Consider the following 15,120-nt stretch of genomic DNA (forward strand, 5'->3'; position numbering starts at 1 on the left):
GTTGAGGTCACCAGAACAGGCGGCTTTCCAGGAACGCCCGGGCCTCTTCGGTCCGCGGCGCGGTGAAGAAGGTGGCGGCGGGGGCCGCCTCGAGCAGGCGTCCTCCGTGGAAGAACAGGACGTCGTCGGCGAGCCGGCGGGCTTGGGCGAGGTCGTGGGTGGTCATCACCCAGGTCAGCCCCTCGCCGTGGAGGCGCAGCAGCAACTCCTCGATCTGGCGCGTCGCGGTCGGGTCGAGGGCCGAGGCCGGTTCGTCGAGGAACAGGAGCTCGGGCCGGACCGCCGCGGCCCGGGCGATCGCCAATCGCTGCTGCTCGCCGCCCGACAGCACCCGCGCCGGCCGTCCGGCGAGTTCGGCGAGGCCGAATTCGGCGAGGATCGCCGGCACCTGCCGGCGCCGGTCGAAGAAGCCGACGCCGGCGAGGCCGAGCGCATGGCGCAGGTTGCCCTGGACCGACCGGCGCAGCATCACCGGCTTCTGGAACACCATGGCGTGGCGCTTGGGCGCGCGGGCGTCGCCGCCGCTGCCCGAGAAGGCGACGCGCCCGGCGGTCGGCCGGATCAGCCCGTGACAGAGCTTGAGGAACAGCGTCTTGCCGGCGCCGTTCGGGCCGAGCACCACGGTGCGGCGCCCCTTGTGGATCTCGGCGGCGGCGACGGTCAGCAACGTCCGGCCGTCGACCGCCCAGGTCACGTCGGCGAGGGTCAGCGGCAGAATCGACGTGGTTTCGCGCATCGCCGTCATCCCGCATACCGCGCGCCGAGGCGCGACACCGCATAGGCCAGACCGTTGATCGCGAAGGTCAGGGACATCAGCACCGCGCCGAGACCGAGCGCCAGGGGCAGATCGCCCTTGGAGGTCTCGAGCGCGATCGCGGTGGTCATCGTCCGGGTGAAGCCGGCGATGTTGCCGCCGACGATCAGAATCGCCCCGACCTCGGCGCTGGCTCGGCCGAGCCCGGCGAGCAGCGTGGTGACCAGCGAGAAGCGCGCATCCCACAGCAGCGTCGGGATCGCCCGCAGCCGATCGGCGCCCATCGAGGTCAATTGATCCCGATACTCGAGCCACAGATCCTCGATGGTCTGGCGGGTCAGCGCGACGATGATCGGCAGCACCAGCACGAACTGGGCGACCATCATCGCCCCCGGCGTGAACAGGAGCCCGAGCCCGCCGAACGGCCCGGAGCGCGACAGCAGCAGGAACACCGCCAGCCCCGCCACCACCGGCGGCAGGCCCATGAAGGCATTGGTGACGACGATCAGCAGCGAGCGCCCGGGGAAGCGGCCGAGCGCCAGAGCGGCACCGAGCGGAAAGCCGACCAGCCCGGCACAGCCGACCGCGGTCAAAGTGACCTTGAGCGAGATCAGGACGATGCCGAGAAAGGCCGGATCCACGGCGCGGATCAGGCTCGCGGTCATCGTCGTCAGGGTGGCGCCACCGTCCATGGTCTCGGTCTCGTGGTTCCGGGCAGTCCCCGCGGCCCGGACGGGCAGGGGGCACCGCGACGATCGTCTCCGGCGCAGGGCTCTGCGTCGGGGTAGCCTCGCCCGCGCCCTCAGGCGAGATGGCGATAGTCGTAGAAGGCGACCGTGTCGCCGGGCTCGACACGGGTCAGCGCCTCGGGCAGTTCGACCAGACCATCGGTACGGGTCAGCGAAGTGAGCACGCCGGCCCCGTCCACCGGGTACTTGACCGCGATCACCCCGGCGCCGCGCCGTTCGAGGGTGACCCGGACATATTCCCGCCGCCCCGCCTTCTTGGCGTGGGCGAAGTCGGCGGTGACCAGCGCCGGCATCGGTGGGCTCGGCGTCGCTCCCGCGAGCGCCAGGATCAGCGGCCGCAGCACATGGGCGAAGGTGATGAACACCGCGACCGGATTGCCCGGCAGGCCGACCAGCGGCGTCCCGCCGATCAGCCCCATCGCCACCGGCCGGCCCGGCTTGATCGCCAATCGCCAGAACACCAGCGAGCCGGCCGCCGAGATCGCCGCCTTGACGTGGTCCTCGTCGCCGGTCGACACCCCGCCCGAGGTCACCACCAGATCGGAGGAGTGCGCCGCCTCGCCGATCGCCGCCTCGATCGCCCGGCGATCGTCGCGCAGGATGCCGAGGTCGCGCACCTCGCAGCCGAGCCGGCGGATCAGCGCCATCAGCGCGAAGCGGTTGGAATCGTAGATCGCCGCTTCGCCGAGGGCACTGCCCGGCTCGCGCAACTCGTTGCCGGTCGAGAACACCGACACCCGGAGACGCCGCCGCACCGACACCCGATCGAGCCCGAGGGCGGCCAGCAGCGCCACGTCACGCGGCTCGAGCCGGCGCCCGGCGGCGATCGCCAGGGTGCCGCGGGCGATGTCCTCGCCGGCCGGCCGGGCGTTGGCGCCTTTCGCGAGGCCGCGCGGCAACACCACCTCGCCGGCCTCGGTGAGCCGCACGTCTTCCTGCATGAACACCGTGTCGGTGCCGGCCGGCATCGGCGCGCCGGTGAAGATCCGCGTCGCCCAGCCGCGCGAGGCGGTACCGGCGGCTTCGCCCGCGGCGACCCGGCCGGCGATCGGCAGCACCGTCTCGTTGCCCTCGAGGAGGTCGGCGAAGGCCACCGCGTAGCCGTCGACGGCGGAATTGTCGAACACCGGCAGGTCGATCGGCGCGACCACCGCGGCGCCGAGGATACGGCCCTCGGCCTCCGCCAGCGCCACCGATTCGACCTCGGCGACCGGCGGGATGCGCGCCACCATCAGGCCGATCGCCGTGTCGATCGACATCAACTCACCGCCGAAGGCGAAGGTATCGCTGCTGAGTTGGACCATGCATCGGCTCCGGTGGGTCGGTGGGCGCGAGCGCGACCCTTGTCGACTACGGGGAAGATAAACAAGCTCAGGGTTTCACGGACGTTCTCGCGGTCCCTTCGATCGGCTAAGGTCTCCATCGAATCCGACGGAGGACGGCATGGTCTCGCTCAGGCTCCAACTCAAGATCAGTACCGACACGCGCATAGGACACGGCAAGGTCAGACTGCTCGAGGAAATCGAGGTGAGCGGATCGATTTCTGCCGCCGCGCGCGTCCTGGGCATGAACTACCGTCGCGCCTGGGGTCTGATCGACCACATGAACAAGGCTTTCGGCCGCCCGGTGGTCAACGGAACCACCGGCAGCCTGGGCGGCGCGGAACTGACCGATCTGGGGCGCGACATCATAGCTCGGTACCGGGCGATGGAGACCGAAGTGTTGCGAATTGCGACACCTCACGTGGAAGCGATGAATGCTTGGACGAATCCCGGCGAAAACGACGCGGATCTGGCCTCTTCCGCAAGGTCGTTGCCGCCTCCGAAGGACTGACCGGGCGAAACTTATCCGACGCCGGTTGTGATTCCTACGGCATAATAATGTCTCGTGCGAAGTGGTTTTCCGGATCGCCGAAGCATTCAATGCGTCTCGACAAGGGTGCCGCGTCGCCTTCGTCGCCGAGGGCGACCGCGAGCGAGGACCCGAGACGGGAGTTCGAAATGCACAAGATCTATCGCGTCAACATGACCGACCTGTCGGTCAAGATCGAGCCCGTTCCGGAAGCGTGGGCCGGCCTCGGTGGCCGTGCGCTCACCTCGACCATCGTCGCGGCGGAAGTCCCGCCGACCGCCCACGCGCTCGGCCCCAACAACAAGCTGGTCTTCGCCCCGGGTCTGCTGTCCGGGACCGCCGCCTCCAACGCCGGCCGCTTCTCGTGCGGCGCCAAGAGCCCGCTGACCGGCGGCATCAAGGAGAGCTCCGCCGGCGGCACCGCCTCGCGGATCATCGCCCGCCTCGGCATCAAGGCGATCGTCATCGAAGGCCAACCGGCCGGCGACACCTGGTATTCCCTGGTGGTCTCCAAGGACGGCGTCGAGATCCGCCCGGAGACCGAGACCCTCGGGATGGGCACCTTCGCGGTGGTCGAGAAGGTCAACGAGCGGCTCGGCGAAGACTTCGCGGTCATCACCCTCGGCCCGGCCGGCGAGCACCTGATGGCGATCTCGAACATTTCGGTGAAGGACCCCGAGAGCAAGATCCGCAGCTTCGGCCGTGGCGGCCTCGGCGGGGTCATGGGCTCCAAGAAGATCAAGTTCATCGCCGTCGATCCGACCGGCGGCGCGGCGCTGAAGCTCGCCGATCCGGCGAAGTTCAAGGCGGCCAACCTCACCTTCACCAAGACGCTCAACGATCATCCGGTGTCGGGCCAGGGCCTGAAGAAGTACGGCACCGCGGTGCTGGTCAACGTCATCAACGAAGCCGGCGGCCTGCCGACCAAGAACTTCACCAGCGGTCAGTGCGAGAACCACGACGCCTTCTCCGGCGAGACGATGTACGACAACATCGTCGCCCGCGGCGGCGAGCCGAGCCACGGCTGTTCGATCGGCTGCCAGATCCAGTGCAGCCAAGTCTACAACGACAAGGACGGCAAGTACCTCACGTCCGGTTTCGAATACGAGACCATCTGGGCGCTCGGCGCCGACGGCCTGATCACCGACCTCGACGTCATCGCCGAAATCGACAACGTCTTCGACGACCTCGGGGTCGACTCGATCGAGACCCCGGTGATGTTCGCGGTCGCCATGGAAGCCGGGCTCCTGCCCTGGGGCGACGGCAAGCGCATGCTCCAGATTCTGCGCGAAGACATCGCCAAGGCGACGCCGCTCGGCCGTCTGCTCGGCGGCGGCACCGGTCACGTCGGCCGCGCCTTCGGTCTGACCCGCATCCCGGTGGTCAAGAACCAGGCGATCCCCGCCTATGACCCGCGCCCGATCAAGGGCATCGGCGTCACCTACGCCACCACCACCCAGGGTGCCGACCACACCGCCGGCTACGCCATCGCCACCAACATCCTGAACGTCGGCGGCAAGGTCGATCCGCTCAAGAACGAAGGTCAGGTGGAACTGTCGCGCAACCTGCAGATCGCCACCGCGGCGGTCGATTCGACCGGCCTCTGCCTGTTCATCGCCTTCCCGGCGCTGGACATCCCGGAGTGCCTCGGCTCGGTGGTCGACATGCTCAACGCCCGTTACGGCCTGTCGCTCACCGGCGACGACGTGGTGGCGCTCGGCAAGCACGTCCTCAAGGTCGAGCATGCCTTCAATCTCGCCGCCGGCCTCGGGCCGGAGACCGATCGCCTGCCCGAGTTCTTCGAGCTCGAGCCCCTGGCGCCCCATGACGTCACCTGGGACATGGACCAGAAGGAACTGGCGACCTTCTGGAACTTCTGATCGCCTCGCTGCGAACCGACCGGATCGAGGGAACATGCTGATCACCATCAAATTGTTCGCCTCGTTCCGGGACGGCCGCTTCAAGGTCGCGACCCGCGAGGTCGCCGACGGTGCCACCGTCGCCGACGTCCTGCGCTCGCTGGAGATCGACGAGCCGGAGGTCGGGATGATGTTCGTCCGGGCCCGTCACGTGGACGTCGACCGTGTCCTCGCGGCCGGTGAAACCCTGTCGGTCTTCCCGCTCGTCGGCGGGGGATGAACCCGCGATGTTCACGCCCGAGGAAGTCGAACGCTATGCCCGCCACATCGTCCTGCGCGACGTCGGCGGTCCGGGCCAACAGAAACTGAAGGCCGCTCGGGTCCTGGTGGTGGGCGCGGGCGGCCTCGGCTCGCCGATCCTCCAATATCTCGCCGCCGCCGGCATCGGCACCCTGGGAATCGTCGACGACGACGCCGTCTCGCTGTCGAACCTCCAGCGCCAGGTGATCCACGCCACCGCCGACGTCGGCCGCCCCAAGGTCGACAGCGCCGCCGAGGCCATCGCGCGACTGAACCCGACCGTCACCGTCGAGCGCCATTCGCTGCGCCTCGCGCCCGACAACGCCGCGGGACTCGTCGCCGCCTATGACGTGGTGGTCGACGGGGTCGACAATTATCCCACCCGCTTCCTCCTCGCCGACACCTGCGAGCGCCTCGCCAAGCCACTGGTTACTGCCGGCGTGCAGGAGTTCTACGGCTGGCTGACCGTGCTGAAGCCCTGGGAGATCGGCCCCGACAGGCTCCGCAATCCCGGACTGCGGTCGCTGATGAACGAGCCCGCGGAGGGCCGCATGCGCACCTGCGCCCAGGTCGGCATCCTCGGCGTGGTGCCCGGCGTGCTGGGCACCCTCGCTGCGGCGGAAGTGCTGAAACTGGTGATCGGCATCGGCGAACCGCTGGTGCGCCGGATGCTGACCGTCGATCTCCTCGACATGAGCTTCGACCTCGTCGACACCGAGGCCGATCCGGCCGCGGGGGCGACGCCATGACCAATCCCGCGAGCGCGATCGAGGTCGTCGGCTTCATGGATCTCGCCGGAGAATTCCGCGCCCGCGGCTGGGCCTCGCCCCATCTCGTGGCGCTCGCCGTGCCGGTCGGCGGCGCCGAACTGCTGGACCTGCTGGAGGTTCCCCAGGCCGCGGTCGAATCGCTGTTCGTCAATCACAAGGCGATCGGCGTCGACGACGCGGTGATCCGCCCGGGCGACCGCGTCGCGCTGGTGCCGCCCGGTGTGCCCGGACCGCACCGCTTCTGCCTCGGGATCTACCAGCGCCACCGCGACTGAGGCCGCCGGCTGCCGCTCTCGGCCTCGACAGGGGCCTCCGGGCGGTGAAGTCGACGCCGTCGATTCCTCTTCTCCAGGGCCGATGCCATGTCGCCAGAGACCCCCCAGTCGATCGCCCGCAGCGTCGTGATGCTGTGCGCCAACTGCGACCAGTGCCGCGAGTTGCTCGACGACGCGCCCTGCCAGTTCTTCCCGCGCCTCTACATGCTGGCCGACCGCAGCCGCGCCCACGGCACCGAGCCCGGCGACCGCGAGCTCGCCGAACTGATCGACATGTGCAACGCCTGCGGCCAGTGCCCCTGCGCCTCGGTCCAGCTGAAGATCCGCGAAGCCAAGGACGCCTTCGTCGCCCGCGACGGTCTGCCGCTCGGCGTGCGGCTGGTCGAGGACGTCCGTCTGGTCGGCCGCCTGTGCGGCACGCTGCCGAGCGTGACCAATGCCCTGATGGCGGTGAAGCCGCTCGCCGGCCTGCTCAAGCGCCTGCTCGGCATCCACCCCGATCGGCAGCTGCCGGTGTTCCCGCCCGAAAACTTCGACGCCTGGGCCGAGCGCCGAGGCCTCACCGAGAAGCGGCCGGCGACCGGCCGCAAGGTCGCCTATTTCGTCGGCTGCACCGCTCGCCACATGTTCCCGGAGGTCGCCAAGGCCACGGTCGAGGTGCTCGAGGCCAACGGCATCACCGTGTGGATGCCGCCCCAGACCTGTTGCGGCATGCCGACCTACCTCGAGGGCGACCGCGACTTCACCCACCGCTTGGCCGAAACCAATCTGCCGGTGCTCGAAGCGGCGATCGCCGACGGCTGGGACGTGGTGACCGCCTGTCCGACCTGCAGCTACGCCTTCAAGAGCGTGCTCGCCCACAACGCCCGCTTCTCGGCCGAGCGTCGCGCCGCGGTCACAGAGATGCTCGCGGAGGAGGGGGGCGACGTCGCCCGGGTCAAGGCGCGGCTCGAAGCCGAGGCTCTGGCGCCGACCGGGCGGGTGAGCTCGGCCGCCGCCGGCTTCCACGCCACCTGGATCCTCAACCAGATCGCGATGCGCCCCTATGCCGGCGAAGGCCTCGACGACGGCTATTTCGCCGACCTCGACGCGAAACGCCGCATCGCGGTGGCGTCGCACACCTGGGAGCTCGGCGAATTCTTGCGCGATCTCGCCCGCACCGGCGAACTGCGCCCGGTCGAGGCGATCTCGACGGAGAAACTCGCCTATTTCCCGCCCTGTCACCTGCGCGAACAGGGCATCGGCCACCCCTGGTCCGAGCTCCTGGCGGCGGTACCGGCGACCCGCGTCGAGACGGTCGGCCGCTCCGACGACTGCTGCGGCCTCGGCGGGGTGATGGGCTACAAGACCACCTTCCACTTCGCCTCGCTCGCCATGGGCCGCGGGTTGATGGCCCGCACCGAGGCGGCCGCCCCCGACCGCGTCGTCACCGAATGCCTCGGCTGCCGCGTCCAGTTCCAGCAGATGACCGCCCATCCGGTCAGCCACCCGGTCGAACTGCTGGCGGCGGCCTATCGCGCCGCCGATGCCGCGCCCGGGACGCCGCCGCCCACGGACGGAGAGGGCGGTCGCCCGACCCCGTGAGCCCCCCCGCGACCCGCCTCGTAGGCCCCGCGCCGGCACCGTCGCCGCGCGGCCGAACCCGGCTGCGCCATGGCCCGCCGACCGCCGGCAACGCCCGCCGCGAGGCAAGTCGCGGGTCGAGGGTTGCATTTTTCGTATTGATCTGACCGACCGATGGTCCTTATGCTGAATTCCCGTGAAAACCCGAATGAAATTTGAGTACACGATGGAATTACCTGCGCGAAAAGCGATCGATACGCGCAATTTGTTCCATTCCTGCAAATATGACACCCGAGAAGAATACCGACATGTCCTACAACAAAATTCTGGTCTCTCTCGGTGGTGGCCCGACGGCCGTCATCAACCAATCCATCGTCGGCGTGGTTCTGGAGGCTCGGAAGTGTCATCAGATCGATCAGATCTACGGATCGATGCGCGGTGCCCGCGGGATCATCGACGAAGACTTCTCGGATCTGACCAGCGAGACCCGGCAGAACCTGGAATTGGTCGCCAATACGCCGTCGTCGGCCCTCGGTGCGACCCGTGATCGTCCCGATCACAAGTATTGCATGGAGATGCTGCGGGTGATCAAGGCGCACGAGATCGGCGGATTCTATTATATCGGCGGCAACGAATCGACCGAGACCGTCGAGATCATCGCTCGCGAAGCCCGCCGCACCAATTACGATCTGTGCTGCATCCACATCCCCAAGACCATCGACAACGACATCGCCTGCAACGATCACACCCCCGGCTTCCCCTCGGCGGCGCGCTTCGTCGCCCAGGCCTTCATGAGCGTCAATCTCGAGAGCCGGGCGCTGCCGGGCGTCCGACTGGTGGTGGTGATGGGGCGCAACGCCGGCTTCCTGACCGCGGCTTCCGCGCTCGGCAAGAAATATCCCGACGACGGCCCCCATCTGATCTATCTACCGGAACGGCCCTTCGTCCTCGACGACTTCCTCGCCGAGGTGCGGTCGATCCACGCCGAGAAGGGGCGTTGCGTGGTCGCGATCTCCGAAGGCATCCGCGACGCCGCCGGCCGGTCGATCGTCGAGGATCTGGCGGCGCGCGCGGTGGCAGCGGGCGGTCACCCGGCGGCGCCCGGCACGCTCGCCGATCTGCTCGCCCACGAGGTCCGCTCGCAGCTCGGCATCGCCGAGGTCAGCGGCCTGACCCTCGGCTATGCCCAGCGCTCCTTCGTCGGCTGCGTCTCCGACGTCGATCAGCACGAGGCGCGCGAGGTCGGCGAAAAAGCGGTGCAATACGGGGTGCGCGGTAGGCTTGACGGCTCGGTGACCATCCGGCGCCGCGGCTTCTATTCCGTCGACTACGGGCTGGTGCCGCTCGCCGACGTCGGCGGCCGCACGCGCACCATGGACGACGCCTTCATCGCCCCGTCGAACACCGGCGTCACCGACGCCTTCCGCTTCTACCTGCGGCCGCTGCTCGGCTCGGGCATGCCCGACATGTATCTCCTGCGCCCCAATCGGGTGCCGAAGCGCGAAGCCGCCGCCGCCCCGACCCAGGACACGGCACCCGCCCCGCGCCTCTGTTCCTGAACCGGCGCGACGGCGGCACTTGCCGAACATCCGGGCAGGCGCGGCGCGCGCCGGCGATGCTAGGCTGCGCCTCCGACCCGCCGCCGCGGGTTCTAGCCCGCGCCCGAGGATCGCCGATGCCGCCGCTCGCAATCGCCCCCGCCACCCCCGCCGAGGTCGACCTGCTGGTCGAATGGGCGGCCCTCGAGGGGTGGAACCCCGGCCTCGGCGACGCGGGTCCGTTCCGGGCGAGCGATCCCGACGGCTTTCACCTCGCCCGCCTCGACGGCGAGCCGGTCGCCGGGATCTCGGTGGTGACCTACGACGAGGCCTTCGCCTTCCTCGGCTTCTACATCTGCGCGCCCGCCCATCGCGGCCGCGGTTTCGGCTGGGCGACCTGGCAGGCCGGGCTCGCCCATGCCGGCGCCCGCACCGTCGGTCTCGACGGCGTCGTCGCGCAGCTCGACAACTACCGCCGCTCCGGCTTCGCGCTCGCCCATCGCAACATCCGCTACGCCGGCCGCGTCGACCTGCCGCCGGTCACCCCGCCCGGGGTGACCGCGGTCACGGCCGCGCACCTGCCGGCATTGATCACCTGGGATGCGCCGCGCTTCGGCGCCGAACGGGCGGGTTTCGTCACCGCCTGGTGCGACGGCGGCGGCGGACGCATCGCCCGGATCTTCGTCGAGGACGGCCGCATCCGCGGCTGGGGCGTGGTGCGTCCCGCCCGCGTCGGCCACAAGATCGGCCCGCTCTACGCCGAGACGCCGGTCGTCGCCGAGGCCCTGTTCGTGGCGCTCGCCGGTGCGGTCGGCGACACCACCCTGGTGATCGATCCGCCCGAGCCCAATGCCGCGGCGCGGGCGCTCGCCGAACGCCATGGCCTCGCGCCGGTGTTCGAGACGGCGCGGATGTATCGCGGCCCCGCGCCCGCGCTGCCGCTCGCCGAGATCTGGGGCATTTCCAGCTTCGAACTCGGCTGAAGGTCCGGACGAACGCCCGCCGTCAGGCGCCGACGCCGGTGAAGCCGCCGACCATCCGCAGATGCCGGCGCAGGTCGTAGATCTGGTCGAGCAGCGACAGCACCAGCGGCAGCGCCTCCTCGTCGATCGCCAGATCGTCGCGCAATTCGCGGATCAGTCGCACTCGCGCGACGTCGATGTCGTGGAACACCACATGGCCTTCGGAACGGTCGGGCCGGACCCATTCGTTGGAGATCCAGCGCTCGAGGTCCTGGCGCAGCAGACCGGGTTCGCGGATGACGAGAATGTCGATATCGATCATGGCGTCGTCTCCATCGCCTGCCGCGGGTCGACCGCATGCTCCGGCGTCCAATCTTTCAGGAACGCGTCGAGCGCCGCGTCGGCGCCCCCGATCTGGACCCGCAAGGTGGCGTGCAGGTCGCCGGCGGGTTGTCCGCCATGGGCCGGTACGCCGCGGCCGCGCAGCCGCAGCTTGGTGCCGTTGTCGGAATGCGGCGGGATGCGCATGCGCACCGGCCCGCCCGGCGTCGGCACCTCGATCGGTCCGCCTAGCACCACTTCGGCCAACGTCACCGGCAGATCGAGCCGGATGTCGGCGCCGTCACGCACGAACCACGGATGCGGCGTCACGTGGACCTCGATCAGCGCGTCGCCCCGCCCGGCGCCGCCGTGCCCCTCGGCGCCCTGACCGCGCAGCCGCAGCACTTGCCCGCCCTCGGTGCCCGCCGGAATCGCCACGTCGAGCGTTCGTTCGTCGGGCAAGGTCAGCCGCCGGGTGGCGCCGTTGACGGCCTCGAGAAAGTCGACCGTGAGGGCGAAGAGTTCGTCGCGTCCCGGCCGGCGCCCGCCGCCCTTGCGTCGGGCTTCGTCGAACATCGATCCGAACATGTCGGCGAAATCGTCGGTGCCGCCGTAGCGCGCGCCCGCGTCGCCCTCGGCGTAGTCGCGATAGGACGGCCGCGGCGGCGGCTCGTGACCCTCGGCGTCGATCTCGCCGCGATCGAAACGCCCGCGCATCACCGGATCGGACAGCAATTCGTTGGCCGCGGTGATCTTCTTGAACCGCGCCTCGGCCTCCGGCTTGCCCGGATTGAGGTCGGGATGGTGCTGCTTGGCGAGCTTGCGGTAGGCGCGGCGAATGGCGTCCTGGCTCGCGTCGCGGGCCACGCCGAGCGTGCCATAGGGATCGTCCAAGGGAACACCTCTCTGCGCGCGAGCGGGCCGCGAGCCGTCGCGCCACGACCCGGGCAGGCCCGATCGGCCGACCGAATCCGGCCGGATCCGCTCGTCCCGCCGGAGAGAGGCTAAGCCGCGGCGTCGGGCGGCGACAGGATCGGAATCTACGCGCCGGTGACGGAGATCGGTGCCCTTGCGCGTAGAATGCGCGACTCGGCGCGGCCGATCGGCGGAAACGCCGGACCCTCGACCGTGATCGGCCTGGAAAGGACCACCATGAAGATCAAGTCCAAGAACTTCCGTGTGCGCCAAGGGGATCGCGTCGACCTCGAAAAATGGCCGACGCGGATCGATCCGGTCCATCGCTCGAAAGCCGATTACGAGGCGGCCCTCGCCGACCACGTCGCGCGGCTGAGCGCGCAACAGCAGTTGCTCTATGCCTCCAACCGCCATGCGGTGCTGCTGATCTTTCAGGCGATGGACGCGGCGGGCAAGGACGGCGCCATCGCCCACGTGATGTCGGGGGTCAATCCCCAGGGCTGCCAGGTCTTCAGCTTCAAGCATCCGAGCCCGGCCGAGCTGCAGCACGACTTCCTGTGGCGCACCACCCGCGATCTCCCGGAACGGGGGCGGATCGGCATCTTCAACCGCTCCTATTACGAGGAGGTGCTGATCGCTCGCGTCCACCCGGAGATCCTGCAGAGCGAAGGTCTCCCCGACGCGCCGCGCAAGGGCGGCGACCTGTGGGCCGATCGCTACCGTTCGATCGTCGATCTGGAGAGCCATCTCCACCGCAACGGCACCCACATCATCAAATTCTACCTGCACCTGTCGAAGGACGAGCAGCGCAAGCGCTTCCTCGAGCGCATCGACGACCCGCACAAGAACTGGAAGTTCAGCGACGCCGACGTCGCCGAGCGGGCCTTCTGGGACGACTACATGAAGGCCTACGAGCGCTGTCTGTCGGCGACCAGCACCCGCGAAGCACCGTGGTACGTGGTGCCGGCCGACGACAAGCCGACCGCGCGGCTGATCGTGTCGCAGATCGTGCTGGACGCCATGGTCGGGCTGAAGATGAGCTATCCGAGCGTCGACGCCGAACGCCGGGCGGCCCTTCAGGCGATCCGCGCCCGCCTCGTGTCGTGACGGTGCGCGCGGACGGCGCCGTCGATCGAGCGGCGGCGCTCGCGGTGCGATGGCACGGAGGGAGGTCGAGATGACCAATGCCGCGACGCTCGAATATGCCTTCCTCGGCCTGCACACCGTGCTGTTCCTCACGGTGTCGCTGCGGGTGGTCGGCCACAACCTCGCCCCGAGCACCGGCCTCGCCTGGATCCTCCTGGTCGCGCTGTTCCCGGTCGGCGGCTTCCTGCTCTACGTGTTGGTCGGCGAGCGCCCGCTCGGGCGGCTGCGCCTGCGCCGCATGGTCGAAGGCCATCGGCCGTTCCTGGCGCGCTTCGCCGCCCTGCCGGCCGGAGCCTTCGGCGACCTCGCCGCTCTGACCGTCGAACAGGGCCAGCTCGCCCGGCTCGGCACCGCCACCTCGGGCATTCCGCTGTTGCGCTGCGACCGCGTCGACGTCATCGCCGGCGCCGACACCATCCTGAAGGCGATCGTCGCCGATCTCAACGGCGCGCGGCGGGCCTGCGACCTGATCTTCTACATCTGGCAGGACGGCGGCCTTGCCGACGGCGTCGCCGACGCCCTGGAGCGCGCCGCCCGCCGCGGCGTGCGCTGTCGCGTGTTGCTCGACGCCGTCGGCAGCCGCCCGTTCTTCCGCGGCGAGCGCATCGCCCGCCTGCGCGCCGCGGGGGTCCGCATCGAGGCGGCGCTGCCGGTCGGGCCGATCCGCGCCCTGTTCGTGCGCGCCGACCTGCGCCTTCACCGCAAACTGCTGATCGTCGACGGCCGCATCGCCTATACCGGCAGCATGAACCTCGTCGATCCGCACGTCTTTCGCCGCGAAGCCGGCGTCGGCGAATGGGTCGATGCCATGATCCGCATCGAAGGCCCGCCGGTGGTGGCGCTGGAGACGGTGTTCCTCGAGGACTGGCTGGCCGAGACCGGCGAATTGCCGACCCCGCCGGTCCATCCGCTCGCCGCCTGGGCCGAGGTGCCGGCGGTCACCGTCGGTGCCGCGGCGGTGGTGCCCTCCGGTCCCGATCTGGTCGGCGACGACATCCGCCGTCTGGTGCTCGCCGCCGCCTATGGCGCGACCCGCGAGTTGGTGGTCACCACGCCCTATTTCGTCCCCGACGAAGCGGTGACCACCGCGCTCGAATCGGCGGCGATGCGCGGCGTGACCGTCACCCTGATCGTGCCCGAACAGGTCGATTCGCGCCTCGTGCGCTATGCCAGCCGGTCGTTCTTCGACGGTCTGCTCGCCAGCGGCGTGCGCATCCACCAGTTCCAGGGCGGCCTGCTGCACACCAAGAGCCTGACCGTCGACGGCGAGACCACCCTGTTCGGGACCTTCAACCTCGACATCCGCAGCCTGCGGCTCAATTTCGAGATCACCCTGGTGGTGTTCGATCCGGCCGTGACCGCCGCGGTGCGAGCGCTCCAGGCCGACTACGAGCGGCGGTCGGTCGCCGTCGATCTCATCGCCTGGCGGGCGCGCTCGCCGGTCCGCCGCTTCGTCGAGAACCTCGTGCGCCTGGCGAGCCCGCTGCTCTGAAGGGCGGTACGCGCCGCCCGCCGGAGGCGCCGGAGTGCTGGCCGGATCAAGGGACGGACGAGCCGTCCGCGTGAAGGTCGTGGCCCGGCTCGCCGCGCAGCCGCTCCGGATCGACGTCGCCGGCGAGCCGCCGGACGACGCGCTCCGCCAGCCCGTCGATCTCCGCCGCGTCGCCGTCGGCGAGCCCGGCCGCCAGCGTCGCGAGGAGCGGGCGGCCGCCGTCCGCTTCGGGATGCGCCAGAAGCGCCTCGGCGGACGGCGAGAGGCGGGCGTCCATCACCCACTCGATGCCGTGCGGCCCGCTCAGCGTGCCGGTGATCAGATCTCGGGCCAGCAAACGCTTGAGCGTCTCGGAGGATTCGCGGACGGCGCGCCGGTAGTCGTCGTAGTTCGCGGTCGAGATCCTCGGGTGGGTGGTCGCCGCCGACAGTTTGGCGTCGTGCGGGGCGGCCCGGGCGAGGGCGACGAAGACGTGGAGGACCTGACGTCTGTAAGGAACCAAGGCGTCGGACATGAAAAATCTCTCTGGCTTGGAATCACTTGCGTGCCATACCAAAGGCTAGCAGATTTCCGTTGGGGAAGCTCTCGTTTCAACGCGCCCGCGCTGAGCCGTTTCCGGCCGCGG

Annotated in this window: 16 protein-coding genes; 10 read left to right on the forward strand and 6 right to left on the reverse strand. The window is 69.7% G+C overall.

Features of this window, described 5'->3' with window-relative positions; all coding sequences use genetic code 11:
- Positions 1–7 precede the first annotated feature (7 nt).
- From EYW49_RS09130 to EYW49_RS09140, 3 genes are all read right to left on the reverse strand, one after another.
- Positions 8–736, reverse strand: a complete 729-nt coding sequence (locus EYW49_RS09130; RefSeq protein WP_131308586.1) for an ATP-binding cassette domain-containing protein — start codon at positions 734–736, stop codon at positions 8–10.
- Between the two features lie 5 nt (positions 737–741).
- Positions 742–1,446, reverse strand: a complete 705-nt coding sequence (locus EYW49_RS09135; RefSeq protein ID WP_407695469.1) for an ABC transporter permease — start codon at positions 1,444–1,446, stop codon at positions 742–744.
- Between the two features lie 110 nt (positions 1,447–1,556).
- The gene (locus tag EYW49_RS09140; protein WP_131308589.1) at positions 1,557–2,807 is read right to left on the reverse strand and encodes a molybdopterin molybdotransferase MoeA; all 1,251 of its coding nucleotides are present in this window, start codon (positions 2,805–2,807) and stop codon (positions 1,557–1,559) included.
- Between the two features lie 139 nt (positions 2,808–2,946).
- Between EYW49_RS09140 and EYW49_RS09145 the strand changes: the two genes are divergently transcribed.
- The 8 genes from EYW49_RS09145 to EYW49_RS09180 all read left to right on the forward strand — a co-directional run bounded on the left by EYW49_RS09145 (position 2,947) and on the right by EYW49_RS09180 (position 10,642).
- Complete coding sequence (locus tag EYW49_RS09145; protein ID WP_131308592.1) at positions 2,947–3,336, forward strand: winged helix-turn-helix domain-containing protein; 390 nt, start codon at positions 2,947–2,949, stop codon at positions 3,334–3,336.
- A 167-nt stretch (positions 3,337–3,503) separates the two neighbouring features.
- Entirely contained in the window at positions 3,504–5,234 is a 1,731-nt protein-coding gene (locus EYW49_RS09150) for an aldehyde ferredoxin oxidoreductase C-terminal domain-containing protein (protein ID WP_131308595.1), read from the forward strand.
- Between the two features lie 34 nt (positions 5,235–5,268).
- The gene (locus tag EYW49_RS09155) at positions 5,269–5,493 is read left to right on the forward strand and encodes a MoaD/ThiS family protein (RefSeq protein ID WP_131308598.1); all 225 of its coding nucleotides are present in this window, start codon (positions 5,269–5,271) and stop codon (positions 5,491–5,493) included.
- Between the two features lie 7 nt (positions 5,494–5,500).
- Positions 5,501–6,262 carry a HesA/MoeB/ThiF family protein gene (locus EYW49_RS09160; RefSeq protein ID WP_131308601.1) on the forward strand — a complete coding sequence of 254 codons (762 nt, stop codon included), beginning with the start codon at positions 5,501–5,503 and terminating at the stop codon, positions 6,260–6,262.
- Entirely contained in the window at positions 6,259–6,558 is a 300-nt protein-coding gene (locus tag EYW49_RS09165; protein WP_131308604.1) for a MoaD/ThiS family protein, read from the forward strand. Before EYW49_RS09160 ends, EYW49_RS09165 begins: the two co-directional genes overlap by 4 nt.
- An 87-nt stretch (positions 6,559–6,645) precedes the next feature.
- Complete coding sequence (locus EYW49_RS09170) at positions 6,646–8,142, forward strand: heterodisulfide reductase-related iron-sulfur binding cluster (protein WP_131308607.1); 1,497 nt, start codon at positions 6,646–6,648, stop codon at positions 8,140–8,142.
- Between the two features lie 287 nt (positions 8,143–8,429).
- Positions 8,430–9,680, forward strand: coding sequence for a 6-phosphofructokinase (locus tag EYW49_RS09175; protein ID WP_131308610.1), 1,251 nt, complete (start codon positions 8,430–8,432; stop codon positions 9,678–9,680).
- A gap of 116 nt (positions 9,681–9,796) precedes the next feature.
- On the forward strand, positions 9,797–10,642 hold the full coding sequence (locus EYW49_RS09180; protein WP_131308613.1) for a GNAT family N-acetyltransferase: 846 nt from the start codon (positions 9,797–9,799) through the stop codon (positions 10,640–10,642).
- Between the two features lie 22 nt (positions 10,643–10,664).
- Here the strand turns inward: EYW49_RS09180 and EYW49_RS09185 are convergent, their stop codons facing one another.
- Complete coding sequence (locus tag EYW49_RS09185; RefSeq protein ID WP_131308616.1) at positions 10,665–10,943, reverse strand: chaperone modulator CbpM; 279 nt, start codon at positions 10,941–10,943, stop codon at positions 10,665–10,667.
- Complete coding sequence (locus EYW49_RS09190; protein WP_131308619.1) at positions 10,940–11,836, reverse strand: DnaJ C-terminal domain-containing protein; 897 nt, start codon at positions 11,834–11,836, stop codon at positions 10,940–10,942. The genes EYW49_RS09185 and EYW49_RS09190 overlap by 4 nt, the downstream gene beginning before the upstream one ends.
- Before the next feature lie 258 nt (positions 11,837–12,094).
- Here EYW49_RS09190 and EYW49_RS09195 point away from each other — a divergent pair, with 258 nt between their 5' ends.
- Positions 12,095–12,964, forward strand: a complete 870-nt coding sequence (locus EYW49_RS09195; protein ID WP_131308622.1) for an ADP-polyphosphate phosphotransferase — start codon at positions 12,095–12,097, stop codon at positions 12,962–12,964.
- 70 nt (positions 12,965–13,034) lie between these two features.
- The gene (cls, locus tag EYW49_RS09200) at positions 13,035–14,495 is read left to right on the forward strand and encodes a cardiolipin synthase (protein ID WP_165498192.1); all 1,461 of its coding nucleotides are present in this window, start codon (positions 13,035–13,037) and stop codon (positions 14,493–14,495) included.
- A 46-nt stretch (positions 14,496–14,541) separates the two neighbouring features.
- Here cls and EYW49_RS09205 read toward each other — a convergent pair whose 3' ends face one another.
- Positions 14,542–15,009, reverse strand: a complete 468-nt coding sequence (locus tag EYW49_RS09205) for a hypothetical protein (protein WP_131308628.1) — start codon at positions 15,007–15,009, stop codon at positions 14,542–14,544.
- Positions 15,010–15,120 lie beyond the last annotated feature (111 nt).

Origin of the sequence: Siculibacillus lacustris, assembly GCF_004328075.1 — a bacterium.
GTDB classification, from domain to species: Bacteria; Pseudomonadota; Alphaproteobacteria; order Rhizobiales; family Ancalomicrobiaceae; genus Siculibacillus; species Siculibacillus lacustris.

Coding starts and splice junctions, on each gene's coding strand:
- EYW49_RS09145 (WP_131308592.1), top strand. CDS start 2,947: ATGGTCTCGCTCAGGCTCCAACTCAAGATCAGTACCGACACGCGCATA.
- cls (WP_165498192.1), top strand. CDS start 13,035: ATGACCAATGCCGCGACGCTCGAATATGCCTTCCTCGGCCTGCACACC.
- EYW49_RS09185 (WP_131308616.1), bottom strand. CDS start 10,943: ATGATCGATATCGACATTCTCGTCATCCGCGAACCCGGTCTGCTGCGC.
- EYW49_RS09205 (WP_131308628.1), bottom strand. CDS start 15,009: ATGTCCGACGCCTTGGTTCCTTACAGACGTCAGGTCCTCCACGTCTTC.
- EYW49_RS09180 (WP_131308613.1), top strand. CDS start 9,797: ATGCCGCCGCTCGCAATCGCCCCCGCCACCCCCGCCGAGGTCGACCTG.
- EYW49_RS09160 (WP_131308601.1), top strand. CDS start 5,501: ATGTTCACGCCCGAGGAAGTCGAACGCTATGCCCGCCACATCGTCCTG.
- EYW49_RS09165 (WP_131308604.1), top strand. CDS start 6,259: ATGACCAATCCCGCGAGCGCGATCGAGGTCGTCGGCTTCATGGATCTC.
- EYW49_RS09155 (WP_131308598.1), top strand. CDS start 5,269: ATGCTGATCACCATCAAATTGTTCGCCTCGTTCCGGGACGGCCGCTTC.
- EYW49_RS09135 (WP_407695469.1), bottom strand. CDS start 1,446: ATGGACGGTGGCGCCACCCTGACGACGATGACCGCGAGCCTGATCCGC.
- EYW49_RS09140 (WP_131308589.1), bottom strand. CDS start 2,807: ATGGTCCAACTCAGCAGCGATACCTTCGCCTTCGGCGGTGAGTTGATG.
- EYW49_RS09130 (WP_131308586.1), bottom strand. CDS start 736: ATGCGCGAAACCACGTCGATTCTGCCGCTGACCCTCGCCGACGTGACC.
- EYW49_RS09175 (WP_131308610.1), top strand. CDS start 8,430: ATGTCCTACAACAAAATTCTGGTCTCTCTCGGTGGTGGCCCGACGGCC.
- EYW49_RS09150 (WP_131308595.1), top strand. CDS start 3,504: ATGCACAAGATCTATCGCGTCAACATGACCGACCTGTCGGTCAAGATC.
- EYW49_RS09195 (WP_131308622.1), top strand. CDS start 12,095: ATGAAGATCAAGTCCAAGAACTTCCGTGTGCGCCAAGGGGATCGCGTC.
- EYW49_RS09170 (WP_131308607.1), top strand. CDS start 6,646: ATGTCGCCAGAGACCCCCCAGTCGATCGCCCGCAGCGTCGTGATGCTG.